The following is a 23,965-nucleotide window of genomic DNA, read 5'->3' on the forward strand; positions in this document are numbered from 1 at the left end:
GATCCGCATCAAAGATGCATGCGCGCCCGGTGCCGCGCGGCGCACAGGGCGAGCCTGCTGGGCTATCGTTGTTTGTCACCTTTCGGGAAAGCCGCTCGCCATGTCACTTTCTCCCCCGCCGCCCTTTGTCGATGCCAAAGCCTCCTGGCATGCCCATACGCCCGAACAGGTACTGGATGCGCTGCAGGCCGCGCCCCAGGGCTTGAGCGCGCAGGAGGCTGCGGACCGCCTGCAGCGCCACGGCGCCAACCGCCTGCATATGGCGCAGGGCCCCGGCCTGGCGCGCAGGCTGCTGGGCCAGTTCAACAACCTGCTGATCCTGGTGCTGCTGGCCGCCGTGGCGGTCACCGCATGGATCGGCCACACGCTGGACGCCGCAGTCATCCTGGCCGTGGTGCTGCTCAACGTGTTGATCGGTGTTTTGCAGGAGGGCAAGGCCGAGAAGGCCCTGCAGGCCATCCGGCACTTGCTGTCTCCGCATGCCGCCGTCTGGCGCGATGGCCGGTTGCAGGACATTGACGCTGCGGGCCTGGTGCCGGGCGACGTCGTGCAGGTCGCATCCGGCGACAGTCTGCCCGCCGATCTGCGCTGGCTGGAGGTGAACCAGCTGCGGGTGGATGAGTCGGCGCTGACCGGCGAATCGGTGCCGGTGGAGAAGGCGGTGCCCGCTGTTGCGGCCGACGCCGCGCTGGGCGACCGGCTGGCAGTGGGCTACGCGGGCACGCTGGTGACCCAGGGCCAGGCGCGCGGCGTGGTCGTGGCCACGGGCGCCGCCACCGAGATGGGCCGCATCGGCCGGCTGCTGGAGACCGTGGAGCCCGTGACCACACCGCTGGTGCGCCAGATGGGCCAGTTGGCGCGGTGGGTGACCCTCGCGGTGGTTGGCGCGGCAGCTGCCCTGTTCGCCTTCGGCACGTTGGTGCGCGGCATGCCGGCGGCGGACATGTTCATGACGGCCGTGGGCCTGGCGGTGGCTGCCATCCCCGAGGGCTTGCCCGCCATCATGTCCATCACCCTGGCCATCGGCGTGCAGCGCATGGCGGCGCGCCATGCGGTCATCCGCCGCCTGCCGGCGGTGGAGACGCTGGGATCGGTGACGGTGATCTGCTCCGACAAGACCGGCACATTCACACGCAACGAGATGACGGTGCAGCAGGTGGTGCTGGCCGACCGGGTGATTGATGTGCAAGGGGCTGGCTATGCGCCGGAAGGCGCGCTGCAATCGGCCGGCCACCACCTGCAGCCGGCCGAACTGTTCCGTGAAGCACCTGTGCTGCTGGCCTTGGCCGAGGCCGCAGCCCTGTGCAACGACGCCAGCCTGCACCACGGGGGGGGCCAGTGGCAGCTGGCGGGCGACCCGACGGAGGGGGCATTGCTGACGCTGGCGATGAAGTCCGGCATCGACCCGGTGGAGCTGGCGCGCGAGCGCCCACGCACCGGGACCATTCCATTCGAATCCGAACACCGCTACATGGCCACCGCACACGCTGCGGCTGAGGGGGCTGGCGCAGCGCACGACCTGCTGCTCAAGGGTGCGCCCGAGCGTGTGCTGGCCATGTGCACGCAACAGCTGACCGACGATGGGGCGGCAGTGCCGCTGCAGGATTCCTACTGGCACGCCGCCATCGACCAGCAGGCGCGGGCGGGCCGCCGCGTGCTGGCGCTGGCGCGCGGTTCGCTTCAGTCCACCACGACGCTTGCGCTGCCAGGCGCCGTACAGGGGCTCACGCTGCTGGGCCTCGTGGCCATCATCGATCCGCCGCGTGAGGAAGCCATGGCGGCCGTGGCCCGCTGCCGTGCGGCCGGCATCCGCGTGAAGATGATCACCGGCGACCACGGCGTGACGGCCAGCGCCATCGCCACGCAGCTGGGCATGGGCGAGCATCTGCGTGCCATGACCGGCCCCGAGATTGAAGCCCCGGACGACGTGGCGCTGCGCAGTGTGGTGCAGGACATCGATGTGTTCGCGCGCGCCAGTCCCGAGCACAAGCTGCGCCTGGTGCGTGCCCTGCAGGCGCGTGGGGAGGTGGTGGCCATGACGGGCGATGGCGTGAACGATGCACCGGCACTCAAGCAGGCCGACGTGGGCGTGGCCATGGGCCGCAAAGGCACCGAGGCCGCCAAGCAGGCGGGAGCCGTGGTACTGGCCGACGACAACTTCGCCTCGATCGCCCACGCGGTAGAGGAAGGCCGCACCGTGTACGACAACCTGCGCAAGACCATCACCTTCCTGTTGCCTATCAACGGCGGCGAGTCGATGTCACTGCTCGCAGCGGTGCTCTTCGGTCTGGCGCTGCCCATCCTGCCGGTGCAGATCCTGTGGGTGAACATGGTCAGCTCGGTGGCGCTGGCCATGGTGCTGGCGTTTGAGCCGACCGAGCCCGACGTGATGCAGCGCCGCCCCCGCCCCACCGGCGAGCCCATGCTCAGCCGCTTTGTGGTGTGGCGCATCGCGCTGGTGTCCACGCTGTTTTCGCTGGGCATCTTCGGCATGTACGAAGCGTCGCTTGCGGCCGGCGCGTCCGTCGAACAGGCTCGCACCCTGGCCGTGAACACGCTGGTGGCCATGGAGGTGTTCTATCTGTTCAGCGTGCGCTACCTGAAGGCGCCCTCGTTCACCGGCGTGGGCGTGCGGGGCACCCCGCGCGTGCTTGCGGCCGTGGCGGCGGTGGTGGGGCTGCAGGCCCTGTTCACCTATGCACCCTTCATGCAGGGCTGGTTTGGCACCCGTGCGCTGCCGCCGGGCGATGTGCTGCTGTGCGCCGGGGCGGGGCTGGCCGTGCTGGTTTTGCTGGAGCTGGAAAAAGCATGGCTGCGCCGGGCGAGGGCCTGAACGCGCGTCCGCCAGCGTGGCGGCCTACCAGCCCCAGCCGATGTGCAGCGGCAGGTACACCACCATGCCGACCACGATGGTCCCCAGGATGCCGCGCCGCCAGAAGTAGTACGCGCTGGCGCATAGCACTGCCGGAATGCGGGCGTCGCGCAGGGTGTCGATCAGCTCGCCCTGCGTCATCAGGATCTCGGGTGCGATCACGGCGGTGAGCGCGGCGAGCGGTGCGTACTTGAGACCGCGCTTGAGCCAGTCGGGCAACGGCAACTCGCGCTCCGGAATCATGAAGAAGGCGCGCGAGATGACGGTGATCACCGCCAGGCCGATGATGGCTGCGGCAGGGTACAGCCAGGACCCGTTGAATGCGGTCATGGGTGGCGCTCCTCGCGCACGGGCACGACCTCGCCCTTGGCCACGTGTTCGCGCTCATCGGCAGGCAGTTCGCTTTCTGCCGGCACCAGCAATAGCTCAGGGTGCTGGCGGCGGCGGTCCACCGCCTCGATGAGCAGGCCCACAGCCACCGCGGCGGCAATGGCCACCAGGATGTTGAGCTTGAGCGGCAGCGCGAATGCCGCAATCGCAGCCGTGGCCGCCACGCCCGTGGCCAGCCAGGTGGCGCGGTCGAACAGCAGCGACAGCAGCACGCCCAGCAGGGCCAGCACCCCCGCAAAGCCCAGGCCCCATGACAGCGGCACGGCATTGGCCAGAAAGATGCCTGCCAGCGACGGCACCTGCCACGCCAGCCAGTTGCTGCTAGCCGCGCCCCAGAAGTACGGAATCTGCTCTGGCTGCGGCCTGGGTTCGGGGAAGCGCTTCATGAAGGCCACATAGATCACGTCGCCGCTGAAGTAGCCGACCGCGAGACGCTGGCGCAGCGGCAGGTGCGCAAAATAGCTGCGCCACATGCTGCTGAAGATCACAAAACGCAGGTTCACGCACGCGGCGGTGAGCCAGATCACCCACAGCGGCGCGGCCACCGCCAGCAGCGGAATGACCGCCAGCTGTGCGCTGCCCGCATACACCACCAGCGACATGAACACCGCCAAGCCTACGGGCATGCCGCTCTTGACCATGGCCACGCCCGTGACCAGCCCCCAGGCTCCAATGCCCAGGGATGTGCCCGCCATGTCCATGGCGGCCATACGGAACGAGGGGTGGCGCACCGTGCGCCGAACGGCGGCGACGCGGCTCATGGAGCCGACGGTGCGGTGGTGCAGTTGCCGAGCACGGTGCCGGGCACCAGTGCAAAACCCCGCAGAAAGTCCGCTGCCGCCAGTCGCTTGCCGCCAGCGCGCTGCAGCTGCGTGAGCCGCAGCGCAGTCCCATCGCCGCACGCCACGGTGATGCCTGCCTCGTCTGCAAGCAAAATATGGCCGTAGCGCTTGTCAGTAAAGCGCTGGCTGCTATCAATTTCGCAAGACCATATCTTGACAACCTCGCCGTTGGCTTCGGTGCTGGCGCCTGGAAACGGATCGAACGCGCGGATGCGCTGCGCGATCACGACTGCAGGCAGCGACCAGTCGATGGCGCTTTCGGACTTTTCAATCTTGTGGGCGTAGGTCACCCCCTCTTCGGGTTGGGGGGTGGCCGTCAGACCGCCGCATGCGGCCATTTCCAGCGCTTCCACAATCAGCCGCCCGCCCAGATCGGCCAGGCGGTCGTGCAGCGTGGCCGTGGTGTCGGTGGGGCGGATGGCAGTGCGCTCCGTCAGCAGCATGTCGCCGGTGTCCAGCCCTGCGTCCATCTGCATGATGGTGATGCCGGTTTCCGCGTCACCCGCTTCGATGGCGCGGTGAATGGGCGCGGCCCCCCGCCAGCGCGGCAGCAGGCTGGCGTGGATGTTCAGGCACCCCAGGCGCGGCAGGTCCAGCGTCCATTGCGGCAGGATCAGCCCGTAAGCCGCGACCACCATGACATCCGCCTGGGCGGCCAGCAGGGCGTCGCGCGCGGCAGCGGCATCTTCAGGGTACTTGCCGTCCAGCCGCAGGCTGCGGGGCTGCGCCACGGCGATGCCGTGGTCCAGCGCGCATTGCTTGACGGGCGACGCCTGCAGCTTCATGCCCCGGCCTGCGGGGCGGTCGGGCTGGGTGAGCACAAGGGGTACGGTGAAGCCCGCCGCCAGCAGGCGCTGCAGGGCTGCGCGGGCGAACTCGGGCGTGCCGGCAAAAATGACTTTCATGGGGTTGGCCGCGAGGATTCTGTTTCAGTGACCGATTGAACTGTGCGTGACCCACGCCGATTGCATCCGGCGCGGCCCCAGCCAGTGCACCCTTGGAGCTTGCTTTGCCAGGCCACTGGGTGCGCCCCCCTCCCGAAGTACAGGGGCAAGGCGCCGCAGGCGACTCGGAGGGTGCTGCATTTCAATCGCGCGCGTTGTCGAAAAGTGGCAGCTCGTCGGTGAACATCACCATGCGGACGATGCCCGCGCGATCAATGTGCACATGCGCCAGACGCGGGTCGGAGTTTTGCCGGAAGCGGTACGTCCAGATGTCGCCGTCGAACCGCGCCACACGCTCCAGCAGCAGGGGCGGGCCGAACGTGCGCTCCACGTCCGCCCGGGTCCAGGTGCCCGTGGGAATGTTTTCAAAGCGGGACTGGGTGAGCACCTGCTCATTGCGCACCAGGCGACCCGAGGCGTCGAAGTCCAGGTTGTACGCGGCAAAACCGGCGGGCAGCTCGGAGTACAGCAGGCGCTGGCCCGACGGCAGCGCAAACACGGCCGTGGGCGGGCCCAGGCGGGCGATCACATCGGCCTGGGGACTGCCGAGCGGCACCTTGGCGGGCAAGGCGCACCCCGACAGCAGCAGGGCCAGCAGCGCCAGGACCAGGGTGGGCACAAAGAGCACCCCGCGTGTCACCACTCTGCCGCCGCACGGGGGGCAGGGTGCTGCAGAGATCACGCGCGGGCCTCGCGCTGTTGCTTGACCATCTTGGTCTTGATGCGATTGCGCTTGAGGGGCGAGAGGTATTCCACAAACACCTTGCCCATGAGGTGGTCCATCTCGTGCTGGATGCACACGGCGAGCAGGCCGTCGGCCTCGATGACACGGGACTCACCCTGCGCGTCCAGCGCACGCACGTGCACGGCATCAAAACGCTCCACGCCGTCGTAGATGCCGGGCACCGACAGGCATCCTTCTTCGTTGAGGTGCTTCTCGGCGCTGGCCCAGACGATCTCGGGGTTGATCAGCACCAGGGGGGCGTTGCGCTCTTCCGAGACATCGATTACCACCAGCCGCTCATGCACGTCCACCTGGGTGGCGGCCAGGCCGATGCCGTGGGCGTCGTACATGGTGGCGAGCATGTCGGAAACGAGGGCCCGGATGCGGTCATCCACGGCTTCCACAGGGCGCGCGACCTTGTGAAGCCGGGGGTCCGGGTAACAGAGAATGGGGAGGATTGCCATGGATGCAAGTAAGAGATGTCGCTATTTTCGCCACTTTTGCGGCGTGCTGCAGCCCGAAAAGCCAATAATCGTTGCCGAATCAAGGGCTTGAGCAGAGAATCTCAGTTGATTTGTAACGTAGCTGTCCAGACGTACGCATACCGCCTGCGTCATGGCGCCAGTGAGGGGGCGTTTCACAATGCATGAGAAAAGGAACAACATGACGGCATTCACCAGCGTGCGGCGGACCGCCCTGGGCGCGCTCACCATCATCGCTGGCGCGTTATTGGCCGCCGGATCGGCGCAAGCGCAGAACTACCCGATCACCAGCAGCCAGCGCGCCACCGCCCAGCAGGTTTCCGAGCGCGGCATTCCTCTGTCTGAACTGGCGCCCAATGCGCCCGACCGCTACACCGTCAAGCGCGGCGACACCCTCTGGGGCATCTCGGGCATGTACCTTAAGCGCCCTTACCGTTGGCCCGAGCTGTGGGGCATGAACCTCAGCGCCATCCCCAACCCCCACCTGATCTTCCCGGGCCAGACGCTGTACCTGGAAAAGGACGGCACCCACGCCCGCCTGCGCACCAGTCCCCCCGGCCAGTCTGAAACCGTGCGTGTGTCTCCCCGTACCCGCAGCGACACGCTGATGGGCACGGCGTTGCCCACGCTGAAGCCCCACCTCATCGAGCCTTTCCTGGTCGAGCCGCTGGTGGTGGATGCCGAGGTGCTGGAGCGTGCGCCGCGTATCGTCGCCACGGTGGAAGAGCGTGTGCTCATGGCCCATGGCGACCGGGCCTATGCCCGCGGCATCGATACCGCCCCCCTGCGGGTGGCCCCGGGCGAACAGCGCTACTACCGCGTTTACCGCAACGCCATTCCTCTCAAGGACCCCGCCAGCGGCGAGATACTGGGCTACGAAGCCCAGTACCTGGGCAAGGCCGAGCTGATCCGCGGCGAGACCACTGAAGATGTGCCGGACGGCAAGGGCGGCTTCACCAAGGACAAGGTGCCCGCCACGGTCGATATCTCCGGCACCAAGGAAGAGATCCGCGCAGGCGACCGTCTGCTGGCGGAGCCGGGCCGTGGGTTCATGAGCTACACGCCACGCGCGCCCCAAAACCCGGTAGACGCTCGCGTGGTGTCGATCTATGGCGGGTCATCCGTCTCGTTCGCCGCGCAAAACCAGGTGGTCGCCATCAACAAGGGCGCACGCGACGGGATGGAGGCCGGCCACGTGCTGAACCTGCTGACCAAGGGCGAGCGCATCAAGGACTCGACCAGCGACTCCAAGGAAATGATCAAGCTCCCCAGCGAATCCAACGGCATGGCCATGGTGTTCCGCACATTTGAACGCGTGTCCTATGTGCTGATCCTGGACGTGCGCACTGGTGTGCGCGTGGGCGACCGACTGGTCAACCCCGAGTAAATATCAACCACAGGCTCAACAGGCCAGCGGTGCAGGGTGGACATCTGCCCTGCGCCGTTTTCGCTTCGGCGCTGACCTTTGCATCTCATGGACCGTGAAGAGCTCGGAGGGTGGCTGCGGCTGACCCTTTCGCCTGGTGTGGGCAACGGCGCGGCCCGCCGTCTGCTGGCCCGGTTTGGTCTGCCCCTCAGTATCTTCGCGCAGCCCGAAGCCGCGCTGCGCGTATGTGTGACGGCTGCGCAGGCCCGCGCGCTGTGCGAGGTTCCGCCCACCTGGGCGGAATTGCTGGAGACCACGCTCCAGTGGCTGGGGGGATCGCCGGCTTCGGAGGCTGCCGACGCGCCAGCGCGGGCGGTGGTCACCCTGGGTGATCCGCGCTACCCCCAGGCGCTGCTGGACACGGAAGATCCACCCCTGCTGCTTTATCTGGTGGGGCCGCGTTCGCTGTTGCAAGGCCAGCCCTTTCCGCGCCACAACTGCCTGGCCATTGTGGGCAGTCGCAACCCCACGGCCCAGGGCGCAGACAACGCCCGGCAGTTTGCGCGGGCCCTGCACGGTGCGGGGCTCACCATCGTGTCGGGGCTGGCGCTGGGGGTGGACGCGGCGGCGCACGAAGGTGCGCTCGATGCATCGGCACCGGGGCGGCACGGCAGTGCTGCCGCGCCGGCCACCATTGCGGTGGTGGGCACGGGGCTCGACCGTGTCTACCCGCGCAAGAACCTGGACTTGGCCCGTCGGATTGCTACCCAAGGATTGCTCGTAAGCGAATACCCGTTGGGTACACCGCCGCTGCCCGCCAACTTTCCCAAGCGCAATCGCATCATTTCGGGCCTCTCGCAAGGCACGCTGGTGGTGGAAGCGGCACTCGCCTCCGGCTCGTTGATCACCGCCCGCACAGCGATCGAGCAGGGACGGGAGGTGTTTGCCATCCCAGGCTCGATCCACGCGCCGCAGTCGCGGGGTTGTCACGCGTTGATCCGCCAGGGTGCCAAATTGGTCGAGTCGGCGCAGGATGTGCTGGAAGAACTGCGCATGGTTGCGTCCGAGGGCCTGCAGGCGCAGGCGGGCAGCACGCAGTCCGACGAGAGGGAGGAAGTGGAGGCCGAGGGCAATGCTGCTGAACTGGCGGTGGAAAGTCCCCTGCTGCAAGCGCTGGGTTTTGACCCTGTAGGTATCGACGCCCTCGTGGCACGCACCGGCATGGATGCGGCATCCCTGCAAGTGGCGCTGCTGGAGCTGGAGCTGGAAGGCCGGGTGGCCCGGTTGCCGGGCGGGCTGTTTCAGCGCATAGGCGCCGCGTAGTTCGCGCCGTCGCGCGGCCACCCTTCGCGGGGGGCGATCAATCCAGCAGCCGTTCGGGGTTCGCGTCCAGCTTGGCCAGCGCATCGCGTGTGGCGCGCACGGTCAGGCCTTCTTCGTCTTGGGGCACCAGCAGGCCGGCCTGCAGGTAGGCCGCAAGACGGCGCAGCTGGATCAGGTAGCTGCTGCCGTCCACCGCAGCAAACAGGTGCAGTTGCTTGCGTTGGCTCTGCCAGGCGTATTGCACCTGCGCCGAGGCGCCGTTGTGGTCCAGCGTGTACCAGGTGCCCGGCTGCAGCTCCTGTGCCCAGGCCACCATGGCATCGTCCACCGGCGCGCCGTTGTCGGCCACCACATGGATGGACGACGCATCAATGCCCAGCATCATCTCGATGTTGTCGGCATTGAGCGGCATATCGCCCAGCGTGGCGTCGTTGATGAAGTCTTCCAGGTTGGCCAGCCGTTTGGCCATGGCATCAATGTGCGCTTGCGGAATGGACGCGGTCTTGGACAGGAACGCGTCGGCCAGGGTGTCGGTCAGCACCTTGATCTGTGCGTCCTGTGCTTCGCCGGTCACGTTCATCAGCACCAGGCCCTGACGCAGGCGCTGCAGCAGGCCTGGCAGGTTCTGGATCACCTGGGCGCGGTCGCTGCGGTTGGGCTTGGCGCTGGCCGCCCACACCAAGTCGGCCGCCGTGCGCTTGAGCGCCACGGTGTCGGCATGCTGGGGCCCGTCGCGCACGGCCGACAGGGCCAGGACCTCGGCCCAGGTCTTGAAGAGGAACTCGCGGATCTCGTCGCGCACCGGCATGTCCCGCAGCATGGTACGCAGTTCGATCGTGTACTGGATGGCCAGCGTCTCGCGCTGTTCCACCTGCTGCGCGACGCTCACCAGGCGCGAGGTCGCCTGCTTCTCCGTGAGGAACTTGGAGAGGAATTTTTCGAACTCGTCGTACACGAGCTGAAACACGCGCCGGCCCGTCTCGGGATACTGCTCGATCACCTGCACCACGCGGCGGATCTCCGCCTCCAGCGCACTGCCGTTGATGGACGTGGCATCAAAACCCATCACGCAGGCGCCCATCCGGTCGATCAGCTTGCGTGCAGGGTGGTCCAGGTTGCTGAAGAACTCTGGCTCGGCCAGGGCCACGCGCAGCACGGGCACCTGCAGGCGCGCAAACCACACACGCACCGCAGGCGGGATGCGGTCTTCTGCCAGGATGCTCTGGAACATGAGCGCCACCACCTCGATGATGGCTTTTTCGCCGGCGGTGCTGGCTTTTTTCTTGAGCTCCGTGGAGCGTTCACGCACGGTGCCGACCAGCTGGACCACGGCCGCGGGGCTGTAGTCTTCCATCAGCGTGCCCACGCCGCTGTAGTACGTGTCGGCCTGCACGCGGTGCGCCGTGAGGGCATGGGCGAGCGCGGCCGATGCGGGCGGCGCATTCACCATGTCGAAGCCCGTGGCCGGCTGTGTGAGCAGGCGGCGCAACTGCCCCATCACACCCTGCGCGCGTTGGCGGGCGCGGGACAGCGGGGTCATGCCTGTGGCAAACGCCGTGGGCATGCCGCGCTGCGGATAGCCGCCGGGGGGTGGCTGTTGTTGCATGCGCTGGCCGGGTGGGTAGGCCCCGGGGCTGCCGCGCAGAGCGGGGTGTTGAGGGTGTTGGGGATGCATGCCCCCGCGCGCAGCGGCGGCCGCCATGGCCTCGCGCGTCTGTGCAAGGGCCTGCGACGCCAGGCCGCCTGCGCCAGATTCACTGCCGCCCACGCCGGGCGCCCCGCCGGTGGCCGTACGCCGCACACGGGACTTCAGGTCGTTCTGCGGGGTGATGCCCTGCTCCACGTAGAAGACGTTCACGGCCTGATACTGCTTTTGAAGCAGGTTGGCCAACTCGCGCTGCAGCGGGTCCACCACAGTGAGCAGGTCGTTGCGCGGCAGGCCGGCTTCGATCCATTGCTCCACCAGCAGCAGGCACACAGTGTCGGGCCGCAGGATGTCGCTGTTGTCCAGGTCCTGGCCTTCCAGGCTTTGCGTGCGCTGGCGCAGGGTGTCGAACTGGTTGCTCACCTGCTCGCTCACGGTGAGCGCCATGCGCGAGGCGATGATCTTGTTCTCCACCACGTCGTCGCTCAGCAGCTCGAACTGGCTGAGCCCCGGGCCTGCGGCCATCTGTGCGCCGCGGGAGGTGCTCACATGCGGAGCCAGCGCTTCGCGCAGGGCCTTGCCTGTGCGGTCGATCCACGCGGCGCCGTGCTGCTGATAGGCCATCCAGGTGTCGCGGCGCGTCTGCATCTCGCGCGCCGTGCCGGTCTGGGTCATCAGCGTGGTGACGAAATCCAGCACCGTCTTGTTCAGGTCCGGCAGACCCGTGCAGAGGCCCTCCACAAACCGCTGTCGTGCCTGGCGGGCCAGTCGGCGCTGCGGGACGGAAGAGGGCGTGGGGGGCTGCATGGGTAGATATTAGCGGGTCAGACGATGGCTCCAGCCTGGGGGTCGTTCGGATCTTCGTCCTTCTTGGTGGGCTTGACCAGGTCTTCGCGCTTGACGCCCAGCCACATGGCAATGGCGGCCGCCACGAACACCGACGAGTAGATGCCAAACACGATGCCGATGGTCAGCGCCAGCGCAAAGTAGTGCAGGCTGGGGCCGCCGAAGAAGAACATGGACAGCACCATGGCCTCCGTGGAGGCGTGGGTGATGATCGTGCGGCTCATCGTGCTGGTGATGGCGTGGTCGATCACTTCCGGCGTGCTCATCTTGCGGAACTTGCGGAAGGCCTCGCGGATCCGGTCGAAGATCACCACCGACTCGTTCACCGAATAGCCCAGGACCGCCAGCACGCCCGCCAGCACCGCCAGCGAGAACTCCCACTGGAAGAATGCAAAAAAGCCCAGGATGATGACGACGTCGTGCAGGTTGGCGATCACCGCGGCCACGCCGAACTTCCATTCAAAGCGGACGGCCAGGTAGATCACGATGCCCAGGATCACCATGCCCAGCGCCATCAGCCCGCCCTGCACGAGTTCCTCGCCCACCTGCGGGCCAACGAATTCCGTGCGGCGCAGGGTCACTTCGGGGTCGGCAGCCTTCAGGGCCTCCAGCACGCGCTCGCTCTGCTGGGCCGATGTCACGCCCTTTTGCACGGGCAGGCGGATCATCACGTCGCGCGAGGTGCCGAAGTTCTGCACCGTCACGTCCGAATAGCCCAGGCCCGAGACCGTGTCGCGCACCTTGGCGATGTCCGCGCTCTGGGTGTATGCCACCTCCATCACGGTGCCGCCCGTGAACTCCACCGACAGGTGCAGCCCGCGCGTGACCAGGAAGAAAACCGCCAGGGCGAAAGTGATGAAGGAGATCGCGTTGAGCACCAACGCGTACTTCATGAACGGGATGTCTTTTTTGATCCGAAAGAACTCCATGTCCTTCTCCTTATTGGTTCTTGGCGACCACGGAGCCGGCGTTTGCGGCTTCGGGCTTCCAGACTTGGCCGATGGACACGCTCTTGAGCTTCTTCTTGCGGCCGTACCACAGGTTTACCAGCCCGCGCGAGAAGAAAACGGCCGAGAACATGCTGGTCAAGATGCCGATGCAGTGCACCACGGCAAAACCGCGCACCGGGCCGGAGCCAAAGGCCAGCAGCGCGAGGCCTGCGATCAGCGTGGTCACGTTGGAGTCCAGGATGGTGGCCCAGGCGCGCTCGTAGCCGGCGTGGATGGCGGCCTGGGGCGCCACGCCCGCGCGCAGTTCCTCGCGGATGCGTTCGTTGATCAGCACGTTCGAGTCGATGGCCACCCCCAGGGCCAGCGCCATGGCTGCAATGCCCGGCAGCGTGAGCGTGGCCTGCAGCATGGAAAGGATGGAAATCAGCAACAGCACGTTGACGGCCAGCGCCACCGTGGAGAACACGCCGAACAGCGCGTAGTAGATGCACATGAAGACCGCGATGGCCACCATGCCCCAGACCACGCTGTCGATGCCGCGCTCGATGTTGTCGGCGCCCAGGCTGGGGCCGATGGTGAACTCTTCAATGATCTCCATGGGCGCGGCCAGCGAGCCGGCGCGCAGCAGCAGCGCCGTGTCGTTGGCCTCGGCCGTGGTCATGCGGCCCGAGATCTGCACGCGTCCGCCGCCGATTTCGGTGCGGATCACGGGGGCCGTCACCACCTCGCCCTTGCCCTTTTCGAACAGGATGATGGCCATGCGCTTGCCTACGTTCTCACGCGTGATGTCGCGGAAGATGCGCGAGCCCTTGGCGTCCAGCGTGAGGTTTACGGTGGGTTCCTGCGTCTGGCTGTCAAAGCCGGGCTGGGCGTCGGTGAGGTTTTCGCCGGTCAGGATGACCTGCTTCTTGACGATCACCGGCTGGCCGCTGCGTTCCAGGTAGCGCTCGGAGCCAAACGGCACAGGTCCCCGGCCGGTCTCTGCGGCACGGGCCTCGGTGCCTTCGTCCACCAGGCGCACTTCCAACGTGGCGGTGCGGCCCAGGATGCGCTTGGCCTGGGCGGTGTCCTGCACGCCGGGCAATTGCACCACGATGCGGTCCAGTCCTTGCTGCTGGATCACGGGCTCAGCCACCCCCAGTTCGTTGATACGGTTGTGCAGCGTGACGATGTTCTGCTTGAGTGCCTGTTCCTGCACGCGGCGCGTGGCCTCGGGCTTGATGGTGGCGCGCAGCTTGAATTCGCTGCCATCCGGGCTGCTGGTGGTCTGCAGGTCGGTGAACTGGTCGCTGATGAGGTTGCGCGCAGCCGTGAGTGTCGCTTCGTCGCGCACCCGGATGTCCACGGCCTGGCCATCGCGGCTGATGCCGCCGTGGCGGATGTTCTTGTCGCGCAGCGTGGTGCGCAGGTCGCCGGCATACGACTCGGCTTTCTTGGTCAGCGCGGCCTCCATGTCCACCTGCAGCATGAAGTGCACCCCGCCGCGCAGATCCAGCCCCAGGTACATGGGGTTGGCGTGCAACGCCTTGAGCCACAGCGGCGAGCGCGACACCAGGTTCAGCGCCACCACATACGACGGATCGCTCTCGTCGGGCACCAGGGCTTTCTGGATGGCGTCCTTGGCCTTGAGCTGGTTGTCCGGCGTATCGAAACGCGCACGCACCGAGGTGCCTTCCAGCGCCACAAAGTCGGGCGTCACGCCCGCAGACTTGAGGATCTCTTCCACCCTCTGCTGCACGGCGGCGTCCACCTTGACGGTGGCCTTGGCCGACGAGACCTGCACCGCAGGCGCCTCGCCAAAGAAATTGGGCAGGGTGTACAACAGCCCCACCAGCAGCACGACCACCAGGATCGCGTATTTCCAGACCGGATATCGGTTCATGATCGCGCTCTTACCTCTCGGAAAGCTTCAAAGGGCGGCGTGCTCGCAAGCCTGCCGCCCTTTCACAGTTTTTCAATCCACACGCCCCGCGGGCAGACGGTTATTTGACAGAGCCCTTGGGCAGGACCTGGACCACGGCGCTGCGCTGCATCTGCACCTCGACACCTTCGGAGATCTCGATGTGCAGCGAGCCTTCGGACAGGCGCGTGACCTTGCCCATGATGCCGCCGGCCGTGGCCACTTCGTCACCCTTGGCCAGGGCGTCGATCATGGCGCGGTGCTCCTTCTGGCGCTTCATCTGGGGGCGGATCATGACGAAGTACAGCACCACGAACATCAGCACCAGAGGCAGCATGCTCGTGAGCGAGGACATCATGTCGCCGCCGCCGGCAGCTGCGGCGGGTGCGGTCTGGGCAAAAGCAGAAGAAATAAACACGGACGGGACTCCACAAATGGATGGTCAATTTTTTACACAACCGCGGCCGGCGTGCGCACAAGCCGCAGCCGGAGCAGAACAGGGCATTGTATGCGGGCCCCCGCCACAAGCCGCACGCGCTAAGACCCAAGGCGACGCCGGGTGTTTGCTCACAGCGGCGCGGGGCGGCGGAGACTACATGAATTTCATATAAAAAGTGCCTCTAGCGCTTATCCAATAAGCGCTAGCAGCTACTATTTTGATAGTGAATGAGCTAAGGGCGGGTCGGACGTCACCCCGCCCTCTGCAGTCAGGCAGCCTGGCGCTGCGCCGCTGGAGCCCCGCTGCGCCACTGGGCCATCAGGCCGTCCCACTTGGGACGAGCCGCTTTCAGGTGGCGCTCTTTCACGTGGCCATAGCCCCGGATTTCTTCGGGAATGCGGGCAATCTCCACCGCCAGGGCCAAGTTGTCGGCATTCAGGCGGGCCAGCAGTTCATCGATGCAGGCGCGGTATTCCACGATCAGGGCGCGCTCCATGCGGCGCTCCTCGGTCTTGCCGAACACATCCAGCGCCGTGCCGCGCAAGCCTTTCATCTTGGCCAGCAGGCCGAAGGCGCTACGCATCCAGGGGCCGAAGGGCTGCTTGACCAGCTCGCCCTTGTCGTTCTTCTTGGCCGTCATCGGCGGCGCGAGGTGGTGTACCAGCTTGTAGTCGCCTTCGAACATGTTGGCTATCTTGTCCGTGAAGGCTTGGTCGGTGTGCAGGCGCGCCACTTCGTACTCGTCCTTGTAGGCCATCAGCTTGAACAGGTAGCGGGCCACGGCCTCGGACAACTTCGTGCTGGTGCCCAGTTTGGCTTCTGCCGCCTTCACCTTTTCGACAAAGGCCTGGTAGTCGGCAGCGTAAGCAGCGTTCTGGTAGCCGGTGAGGAACTCCACGCGCTTGGCGACCACTTCGGCGAGCGAGGGCTTCTTCACGAACTGGATCACCTGCGCGGCCTGGAACAGTGCCTGCACCGACGCCAGATCGTGCGCGCACCGGCGGCCCCATTCAAACGCTGCCTTGTTGTTATCCACCTGCACGCCGTTGAGCTCCATGGCGCGTATCAGCGATGCCAAGGTGAGTGGCACGCGGCCCTTTTGCCAGGCGTAGCCCAGCATCAGCGGGTTGGTGTAGATGCTGTCGCCCAGCAGCTGGGTAGCCACCTGCTCAGCGTCAAAGCTGCCTACATTGCCCGCGCCCACTGCCGTGGCAATGGCCGCGTCGCAGTTGGCCCCGGGGAACTGCCAGTCCGGGTTGGTCACAAAAGCCGCCGTGGGCGTGCCGTGGGTGTTCAGCGCCACAAAGGTACGGCCCGGTTGCATCACCGTCAGCGTGTACTTGTGGGCCGCCACGATGGAATCGCAACCGATCACCAGGTCCGCCTTGGCCGTATCCACCTTCGTGGTGTAGATGGCCTCGGGGCGGTTGGCGATCTGGATGTGGCTCCAGGTGGCGCCACCCTTTTGCGCCAGGCCGCCAGCGTCCTGCGTGATGACGCCCTTGCCGTCCAGGTGCGCCGCCATGCCCAGCAGCGAGCCTATGGTGATCACCCCCGTGCCGCCCACGCCGCCGACCACGATGCCCCAGGCCGCTTCGGCCACCGGCAGCACGGGTTCAGGAATGGAGGGCAGCGCCGACAGGTCGCCCTTTTTTTCCTTCTTGGGCTTCTTGAGCTTGCCGCCTTCCACCGTCACAAAGCTCGGGCAGAAGCCGTTGACGCACGAGTAGTCCTTGTTGCAGGTGCTCTGGTTGATGCGGCGCTTGCGGCCGAATTCCGTCTCTACCGGTTCGACCGACAGGCAGTTGGATTTGGTCGAGCAGTCGCCACAGCCCTCGCAAACCAGCTCGTTGATCACCACGGTCTTGTCGGGCGTGGCCAGCGTGCCGCGCTTGCGCCGACGGCGCTTTTCGGTGGCGCAGGTCTGGTCGTAGATGATGACCGTGCAGCCCTTGATCTCGCGGAACTGGCGCTGCAGCGTGTCGAGTTCGTCGCGGTGGTGCACCGTCACACCCTCGGCCAGCGCCACGCCGTCGTACTTTTGCGGCTCATCGGTCACGATGATCAGCTTGGCCACGCCCTCAGACTTCAGGCTGTTCATGATCTGCAGCACCGAGTGGCCCTCGGGCCGCTCGCCCACCTGCTGGCCGCCGGTCATGGCCACGGCATCGTTGTAGAGCACCTTGTAGGTGATGTTGGTGCCCGCCGCGATGCTCTGGCGGATGGCCAGCAGCCCGCTGTGGAAGTACGTGCCGTCGCCCAGGTTGGCAAAGACGTGCTGGTCGGTGGTGAATGGCGCCTGGCCCACCCAGGTCACGCCTTCGCCGCCCATCTGCGTGAAGGTGGACGTGTTGCGGTCGGGCATCCAGTTGGCCATGTAGTGGCAGCCGATGCCGGCCACGGCGCGCGAGCCCTCGGGCACACGGGTGCTGGTGTTGTGGGGGCAGCCGCTGCAGAACCAGGGTGCGCGCTCGCCCGTGTCCACCTTCAGCTCGGCCATGCCGCGCTCACTGGCTTCGATGACGCTGATGCGCGCGTCCATGCGCGCGATGATGTCGCTAGGCACGCCCAGCTTCTTCAGGCGCTTGGCAATCGCCTTGGCGATGATGGCGGGGGTCAGGTCCGCCTTGGCGCGCAGCAGCCAGTTCTGGCTGGGGTTGGGCATGCTCCACTCACCGCCCGTCGCATCGCCCTCGGGCTCGTCGAACTTGCCCAGCACGTTGGGGCGCACGTCGGCGCGCCAGTTGTAGAGCTCTTCCTTGAGCTGGTATTCGATGACCTGGCGCTTTTCCTCCACCACCAGGATCTCTTGCAGGCCTTGTGCAAAGTCGCGCGTGATGGTCGCTTCGAGCGGCCACACCACGTTGACCTTGTGCACGCGGATGCCGAGCTGGCGGCAGGTGTCGTCATCGAGGCCCAGGTCCACCAGCGCCTGGCGGGTGTCGTTGTAGGCCTTGCCGCTGGCAATGATTCCGAAGCGGTCGTTCTTGCCTTCGATGACGTTGTAGTTGAGCTTGTTGGCGCGGATGTACGCCAGGGCCGCGTACCACTTGTAGTCCATCAGGCGCGCTTCCTGCTCCAGCGGCGCGTCGGGCCAGCGGATGTGCAGGCCGCCGGGCGGCATCACGAAGTCCTCGGGCATCACGATCTTCACGCGGTCCGGGTCGATGTTGATGCTGCTCGAAGACTCCACCACCTCCTGGATGGTCTTCATGCCCGACCACACGCCCGAGAAGCGGCTCATGGCAAACGCGTGCAGGCCCATGTCCAGAATCTCCTGCACGCTGCTCGGGAAGAACACCGGCAGGCCGCAGGCCTTGAAGATGTGGTCGCTCTGGTGCGCGGCGGTGGACGATTTGCTGATGTGGTCGTCACCCGCAATCGCGATCACGCCGCCGTGTTGCGCCGTGCCCGCCATGTTCGCGTGCTTGAACACATCCGAGCAGCGGTCCACGCCCGGGCCCTTGCCGTACCAGATGCCGAAGACGCCGTCGAACTTTTTGCTCTGCGGGTACAGGTCCAGCTGCTGCGTGCCCCAGACGGCCGTAGCGCCCAGCTCTTCGTTCACGCCGGGCTGGAAGACGATGTTGTTGGCCGCCAGGTGCTTCTTGGCCGCCCACAGCGCCTGGTCATACGTGCCCAGCGGCGATCCGCGGTAGCCGCTGATGAAACCGGCGGTGTTCAGGCCCACCATGGCATCGCGCTGGCGCTGCAGCATGGGCAGGCGCACCAGGGCCTGCACCCCGCTCATGAACGCCCGGCCACTGTCTAACGAATATTTGTCGTCGAGAGTGACGGTCTCCAGGGCCTTGCGGATGCTTTCGGGCAGGGGCGCGTTCATGGCTATGTCTCCAATGGCTTTTTGTAGGGATGTGCTCCTTGTGGGGGCACCTGGGCAGCGCAACGCAGCCCGTTTAGGGCTGCAGCACTAGTGTGCGGGTAAGTGTATGTCTGCGTCGCAGATATGTCTTTGCGTTCTGTGCCGTGTTTAGGCTATTCTGAGAAAGGATCTTTCTTGCGAACCCTACTTTGTGAACACTCTCGACAAATTCGACATCGCCATCCTGGGTGAGTTGCAGGCTGACGCTCGTCTGACGAACGCCGAACTCGCCCAGCGCGTGGGCCTGTCGGCCGCGCCCTGCTGGCGCCGCGTGCGGGCGCTGGAGGAGCAGGGCTTCATCACCGGCTACCGCGCGCAGATTGACCGCCACAAGATCGGCCTGGGCGTGCTGGCCTTCGTGCGGCTGGACGCGGACCGCAGCACGGGCAACCTCACACGCAAGATGGAAGAGGCGATCCGTCAGATCCCGGAGGTCGTGTCCTGCCACTACATCAGCGGCACCGGCACGTTCGAATTGCAGGTGGTGGCTCGCGACCTGGACAGCTTTTCGCAGTTTGCGCGCGACGTGCTCTTGAACCTGCCCAATGTGAAGGACATGCACACCAGCTTCTCGCTGGGCGAGGTGAAGGCGGGCGGCGCATTGCCGCTGGCGCACCTGGCGCATCTGGCGCGGGCCAAATAGCGCAGCTGCGTGCTGCGAAAAATGTAGCTGTCAGCGCTTGATGGATAAGCGCTAGAGCCTGTTTTTATTCGAAATCGGGGCGCAGATCACCCGTGTGTTGTATAAGCCTGCTGGACCACCGCGGGCCCAGTGGCCGGGTGGGGACCACCAAATTCGAATGACGAATGGCCCCTGCGCGCCCGGAACCCCGGGCCGCCGGCGGGGCACCTCAAGAGGGGAGCGGGCAGCATGATCATCTGGGGCATTTTCTGGGGCGCGGTGCTGGGCTCCTGGTTCGGGGGCTACGGGGACGTGGGGCCGTTTGTCGGCGGCATCCTGGGCTTTTTTGCCGGGCTGTCGCTGCGCTGGGCCGTCCGCTCGGCCGTGCGCACCGAACTGCAGGCCCAGGCTGGCAAGCCCGGAGCGCAGGCGAAGCCCCAGGAGGAAGACCGCGTTGCGGCCGAGCCGGCGGAGGCCGCGGTGCTTGCGCCCGTCAGTGCCAAGCCGACCCCCGCCGTGCCGACCACCCGGGCACCGCAGCCCGAGGACGCCGACGATGCGTTCTGGGCGGGCGCGCTCCAGCCCAACGGCCTGCCTGCGGCCCAGTCGCCCGCCGCTGCACAAGCCCCAGCAACCGCACCCGCTCCCGCGGCCCGGCCCCCTGTGGCCCCCCGTGGCCCCAGCCCCGTCGAGCAGGCCGTGCTCGCGGCCAAGAACTGGTTCCTGGGCGGCAACACCATCGTGCGCGTGGGCCTGGTGATCCTGTTCATTGGCCTGTCCTTCCTTGCGCGGTACGCCGCGTCGGCCGGGCTGTTCCCGGTGGAGCTGCGCCTGGCCGCCGTGGCGGCCGTGGGCATTGCGCTGCTGGTGGTGGGTTTCCGCCAGCGCGCTGCCAAGCCCGGCTTTGCGCTGGCGCTGCAGGGCGGCGGCGTGGCGGTGATGTACCTCACGGTGTTCGCCGCCTTCCGGCTGTACGGGCTGCTGCCGCCGCTGCTGGCCTTCGCGCTCATGATTGCTGTCTGCGCGGCCAGCTGCGCGCTGGCGCTGCTGCAAAACTCGCGCTCTCTGGCGGTGGCGGCCTTCGCGGGCGGCTTCGCGGCGCCCATCCTGCTGTCCACCGGCCAGGGCAGCCACGTGGGCCTGTTCAGCTACTACACGCTGCTCAACCTGGCGATTCTTTTCATCGCCTACCAGCGCTCCTGGCGCGTGCTCAACGTCGTGGGTTTTGTGGCCACCTTTGGCGTGGCCACGGCCTGGGGTGCGCTCAAGTACGTGCCCGAGTTCTATGCCAGCACGCAGCCCTTCCTCGCCGGCTTTCTGCTGATCTACCTGGCCACCGCCATCCTCTACGCGCGCAACACGCCCACGAAGCTGGGCAACGCCGTGGACAGCATGCTGGTCTTCGGCACGCCGCTGTTGGGCTTCGGGCTGCAGGCGGGCCTGGTGCAGCCCTTCGAGCTGGGCGCAGCGTTTTCGGCCCTGGCTTTTGCCGCGCTGTACCTGGTGACCGCCACCGTGCTCGCGCGCCGTGCGCAGCCCGGCAACCGGTTGCTGGTCGAATGCTTCATTGCCATCGGCGTGGGCTTTGCCACGCTGGCCGTGCCGCTGGCGCTGGACGCGCAATGGACCTCGGCGGTGTGGGCGCTCGAAGGCGCGGGCGCCTTCTGGGTGGGCATGCGCCAGGCGCGCTGGATGCCGCGCGCCTTCGGCCTCTTGCTGCAGGGCGTGGCCATGCTGGCCTTCACGGGCAGCGTGGACAGCGTGGCAACGCTGCCGCTGGCCAACCCGGCCTTCCTGGGCGCGCTGCTGATCGCGCTGCCTGCCTTGCTGCTGGCCTGGTGGCTGCGCCAGCCGCTGCCGCACAGCGGCTCGGCCTGGGCCCAGGGCTATGCGCGGGTGGAATCGCAGCTGTCCACCCCCGCCTACCTCTACGGTTTTGCCTTCTGGTGCGTGGCCTGGTGGCTGGAGATCACGCGCAGCGTGCCCGCCGCCGAAGCCGGCCAGTGGCCCGTGCCGGTGTTCACCGACCGCATCGCCCAGCTGCTGGGCATGCTGGCCTTTGTGGTCAGCGCCGCGCTGTCGATGGTGCTGGGCCTGCGCACCCGCTGGGCAGTGGCCACCTGGCCCGCGCGCGCCACCATCGTGGTGTTGGCGCTGGGTTTTGTGGCGCAGGCCGGCGACGGCCACCGCGTGCTGGCCACGCCCGCCTGGGCCGTGTGGCTGGTGGTGCTGGCGCTGCACGTCTGGATGCTGCGGCAGACCGACCGCCTGCAGGCGGATGCCACGCCGAAGGCCGCCAACCCGCCTTTCGGCGGCCTCCACGCCGCCACCGCGTGGCTGGTCACCCTGCTGCTGGCCGATTGCCTGTGGTCCGGCATCGCCCGGGCCGAGCTGTGGCGCACCTCGTGGGCCGGCGTGGTGGTGCTGGTCAGCGCCATTGCGGCGCTGATGCTGCTGGCGCTGTGGGCCGGCCGCGGCAACCAGCCCGCCGCGGCACTGCCCTGGCCGCTGAACCCGCACGCCCCGGCCTACTACTGGTGGGCGGCCCTGCCCCTGGCGGTGCTGGTGTTCTGGGGCGCGCTGCTGGCGGCCGTGCATTCCTCGGGCCACACCGCGCCGCTGCCGTACATCCCGCTGCTCAACCCCACCGACCTCACGCTGGCGCTGGCACTGGGCAGCCTGGTGTTCTGGCGGCGCGTGCTGCTGTCGGCGCTGCCGCCGCCAGCCCGCTCGGGCTGGGTGACGGGGCGCAAGGCGCTGGTGGCGCTGGCGCTGCTGGCCTTCGTCATGATCAACACCGTGTGGCTGCGTGTGGCCCACCACTTCTTTGCCGTGCGCTGGGATGCCTGGGCGCTTTTCAACAGCTTTGTGGTGCAGACCGGCTACGCCATCTTGTGGACGCTGCTGGCGCTCAGCATGATGGTGCTGGCCCACCGCCGCGCGCAGCGCCCGCTGTGGCTGGTGGGCGCGGGGCTGCTGGGGCTGGTGGTGGTCAAGCTGCTGGTGATCGATTTGTCCAATGCCGGCGGGGCCGAACGCATCATTGCCTTCATCGCCGTGGGCGTGCTGATGCTGGTGGTGGGCTACTTCGCGCCCCTGCCGCCCAAGGCGGCCGCCCCCGCCGCTTCGCCCGCGCCCACGCCCCCCGCACCGCCGCTGGCCCCGGCGCACGAAGAGATGCCCTCATGACCCCTGTGTTCCTTCGCTGGTCCCTTGCTTTCCGCGCGGTGCTGGCCGCGGCTGCCGCGGCCCTCGGCGCCGGTGCAGCCCACGCTGGGGCCGACGCCCACGCCGCGGCCTCGTATGCCATCCGCATCCCCGTGACGCCGGCCGGCGACGCGCCCCTGCAGCGCATCGTGCTGCCGGCCGAGGTGCTGGTGCGCCTGCAAAGCCCGGGCCTTGCCGACGTGCGCCTGTTCAACGGCGCGAACCAGCCCGTGCCCATGGCCCTCACCGCCGTGGCGGCGGCCAGCGCGCCCGAGGAATCGGTGGTGCTGCCCGCCTATCCCATCCTGGGCGCAAAGGGATCGGCGGGGCCGGCCGGGCTGGAAGGCCTGTCGCTGCGCATCGAGGAGCGCCACGGCCAGCGGGTGGTGCAGATCGACACCCCCGGCGCGGCCGGCACCACTGCGGGCGACCAGGCCGCCCAGCCCGTGCAAGGCGCGCTGCTGGATGCGCGCAGCCTGCAGCAGCCCGTGGTGCGCATGGCGCTGGATGCCGACCTGCCGACCGGCCAGCCCGTGACCTTCCGCGTGCAGGCCAGCCGGGACCTGAAAACCTGGCGCCCGCTGGCCGAGACCGTGCTCTACCGCGCCGATACCGGCGCCACACCCACAGCGCCGGCCCGCCTGGGCAACGAACAAATCGATCTGCACCGGGCCGACCTGAAGGACCACTACCTGCGCGTGACTTGGGGCGACGCTGGTGTGACCCTGCGCGGCGCCACGCTGGCCACGGCGCGCGGCCCCGCGGCGCGCGAGCGCATCCGCGCCAGCGTGGCGGCGGTGGCCCTGAACAACCCGCGCGAACTGGTGCTGGCGCTGCCCTTTGCCACCCCGGTGGCGGCCCTCCAGATCACGCCCCAGGACAGCGGCGGCAACGTGCTCATCCCCGTGCGCGTGTTGGGTCGCAACCACCGCGAGCAACCCTGGTCGCCGCTGGCGAGCGCCGTGGTCTACAAGATGGTGACTGGCGGCACGGAGCAGGCCAGCGGCCCGGTGGAGCTGGGCGGCGCCTCGGTGCGCGAGCTCAAGATCGAAGCCGATGCCAAGACCGCTGGCTTTGCCGCCGCGCCCGCCATCGCGCTGCAGTTCGAGCCCGCGCAGCTGGTGTTCCTGGCCAGCGGGCCCGGGCCCTTCACGCTGGCGGCCGGGCTGCCCGGTGCGCAGGCGCTGACCAGCGCCTTCCTACCCTTGCCGAGCCTGGTGCCGGGCTACCAGCCGGGGCAGGAGAACGCTTTCCCTCTGGCGCAGGCCGATGTGGCCCGGGCCGACATCACCGCCGGCCCGCCGCCGGGCGGCGCGGTGGTGCCCGCAGCGGCGGGCAGTGGCGGCCTCTTCACGCGCAGCGCCGTGCTGTGGGGTGTGCTGCTGGCGGGTGTACTGGCGCTTGCGATCATGGCCTGGCTGCTGTTGCGGCAGACACGGCATGCCGGGGCGCAGGCCTCTGCCGCGCCGCACGACGCGCCCTGAAGACAAGGGCTCCACGCGCGTCAGGTCCGCGTGGTGGAGACACGCCCAT

Annotated in this window: 16 protein-coding genes; 6 read left to right on the forward strand and 10 right to left on the reverse strand. The window is 67.5% G+C overall.

The annotated features are described in order from the left end of the window. The first annotated feature begins 100 nt into the window (after nucleotides 1–100). Nucleotides 101–2,833 (forward strand): HAD-IC family P-type ATPase, encoded by a 2,733-nt coding sequence (locus ACK4HJ_RS03065; RefSeq protein ID WP_409827609.1) that lies wholly within the window; start codon nucleotides 101–103, stop codon nucleotides 2,831–2,833. A gap of 24 nt (nucleotides 2,834–2,857) precedes the next feature. Here the strand turns inward: ACK4HJ_RS03065 and ACK4HJ_RS03070 are convergent, their stop codons facing one another. The 5 genes from ACK4HJ_RS03070 to def form a co-directional block, all read right to left on the reverse strand. Beyond that, nucleotides 2,858–3,202, reverse strand: coding sequence for an AzlD domain-containing protein (locus ACK4HJ_RS03070; protein ID WP_409827611.1), 345 nt, complete (start codon nucleotides 3,200–3,202; stop codon nucleotides 2,858–2,860). Next, on the reverse strand, nucleotides 3,199–4,023 hold the full coding sequence (locus ACK4HJ_RS03075) for an AzlC family ABC transporter permease (RefSeq protein WP_409827613.1): 825 nt from the start codon (nucleotides 4,021–4,023) through the stop codon (nucleotides 3,199–3,201). Before ACK4HJ_RS03075 ends, ACK4HJ_RS03070 begins: the two co-directional genes overlap by 4 nt. Continuing rightward, nucleotides 4,020–5,009, reverse strand: a complete 990-nt coding sequence (gene fmt / locus ACK4HJ_RS03080; protein ID WP_409827614.1) for a methionyl-tRNA formyltransferase — start codon at nucleotides 5,007–5,009, stop codon at nucleotides 4,020–4,022. Before fmt ends, ACK4HJ_RS03075 begins: the two co-directional genes overlap by 4 nt. Nucleotides 5,010–5,190: 181 nt before the next feature. Beyond that, nucleotides 5,191–5,667, reverse strand: a complete 477-nt coding sequence (locus tag ACK4HJ_RS03085; RefSeq protein WP_409827615.1) for a hypothetical protein — start codon at nucleotides 5,665–5,667, stop codon at nucleotides 5,191–5,193. 59 nt (nucleotides 5,668–5,726) lie between these two features. Beyond that, on the reverse strand, nucleotides 5,727–6,236 hold the full coding sequence (def, locus tag ACK4HJ_RS03090) for a peptide deformylase (RefSeq protein WP_409827617.1): 510 nt from the start codon (nucleotides 6,234–6,236) through the stop codon (nucleotides 5,727–5,729). Between the two features lie 199 nt (nucleotides 6,237–6,435). On the opposite strand from def, the gene ACK4HJ_RS03095 reads away from it, so the two are divergent. Beyond that, nucleotides 6,436–7,641: a LysM peptidoglycan-binding domain-containing protein gene (locus tag ACK4HJ_RS03095; protein ID WP_409827619.1), complete on the forward strand. Its 1,206-nt coding sequence runs from the start codon at nucleotides 6,436–6,438 to the stop codon at nucleotides 7,639–7,641. An 87-nt stretch (nucleotides 7,642–7,728) separates the two neighbouring features. Beyond that, entirely contained in the window at nucleotides 7,729–8,943 is a 1,215-nt protein-coding gene (dprA, locus tag ACK4HJ_RS03100) for a DNA-processing protein DprA (RefSeq protein WP_409827621.1), read from the forward strand. Between the two features lie 37 nt (nucleotides 8,944–8,980). Here the strand turns inward: dprA and ACK4HJ_RS03105 are convergent, their stop codons facing one another. From ACK4HJ_RS03105 to ACK4HJ_RS03125, 5 genes are all read right to left on the reverse strand, one after another. Then, on the reverse strand, nucleotides 8,981–11,395 hold the full coding sequence (locus ACK4HJ_RS03105; protein ID WP_409827623.1) for a DUF1631 domain-containing protein: 2,415 nt from the start codon (nucleotides 11,393–11,395) through the stop codon (nucleotides 8,981–8,983). A 17-nt stretch (nucleotides 11,396–11,412) separates the two neighbouring features. Further along, nucleotides 11,413–12,363 carry a protein translocase subunit SecF gene (secF, locus tag ACK4HJ_RS03110; RefSeq protein ID WP_409827624.1) on the reverse strand — a complete coding sequence of 317 codons (951 nt, stop codon included), beginning with the start codon at nucleotides 12,361–12,363 and terminating at the stop codon, nucleotides 11,413–11,415. A 10-nt stretch (nucleotides 12,364–12,373) separates the two neighbouring features. Next, nucleotides 12,374–14,266, reverse strand: a complete 1,893-nt coding sequence (gene secD / locus ACK4HJ_RS03115; RefSeq protein ID WP_409827626.1) for a protein translocase subunit SecD — start codon at nucleotides 14,264–14,266, stop codon at nucleotides 12,374–12,376. Between the two features lie 100 nt (nucleotides 14,267–14,366). Next, the gene (gene yajC / locus ACK4HJ_RS03120) at nucleotides 14,367–14,702 is read right to left on the reverse strand and encodes a preprotein translocase subunit YajC (protein WP_409827628.1); all 336 of its coding nucleotides are present in this window, start codon (nucleotides 14,700–14,702) and stop codon (nucleotides 14,367–14,369) included. 289 nt (nucleotides 14,703–14,991) lie between these two features. Further along, on the reverse strand, nucleotides 14,992–18,564 hold the full coding sequence (locus ACK4HJ_RS03125; protein WP_409827629.1) for an indolepyruvate ferredoxin oxidoreductase family protein: 3,573 nt from the start codon (nucleotides 18,562–18,564) through the stop codon (nucleotides 14,992–14,994). Between the two features lie 190 nt (nucleotides 18,565–18,754). On the opposite strand from ACK4HJ_RS03125, the gene ACK4HJ_RS03130 reads away from it, so the two are divergent. From ACK4HJ_RS03130 to ACK4HJ_RS03140, 3 genes are all read left to right on the forward strand, one after another. After that, the gene (locus ACK4HJ_RS03130) at nucleotides 18,755–19,246 is read left to right on the forward strand and encodes an Lrp/AsnC family transcriptional regulator (protein ID WP_409827631.1); all 492 of its coding nucleotides are present in this window, start codon (nucleotides 18,755–18,757) and stop codon (nucleotides 19,244–19,246) included. A gap of 228 nt (nucleotides 19,247–19,474) precedes the next feature. Then, the gene (locus tag ACK4HJ_RS03135) at nucleotides 19,475–22,414 is read left to right on the forward strand and encodes a DUF2339 domain-containing protein (RefSeq protein WP_409827633.1); all 2,940 of its coding nucleotides are present in this window, start codon (nucleotides 19,475–19,477) and stop codon (nucleotides 22,412–22,414) included. Further along, nucleotides 22,411–23,916 (forward strand): DUF3999 domain-containing protein, encoded by a 1,506-nt coding sequence (locus ACK4HJ_RS03140; protein ID WP_409827635.1) that lies wholly within the window; start codon nucleotides 22,411–22,413, stop codon nucleotides 23,914–23,916. Before ACK4HJ_RS03135 ends, ACK4HJ_RS03140 begins: the two co-directional genes overlap by 4 nt. The last annotated feature ends 49 nt before the right edge of the window (nucleotides 23,917–23,965 follow it).

Source organism: Acidovorax sp. (assembly GCF_046294525.1).
In the GTDB taxonomy this organism is placed as follows: domain Bacteria; phylum Pseudomonadota; class Gammaproteobacteria; order Burkholderiales; family Burkholderiaceae_C; genus Acidovorax.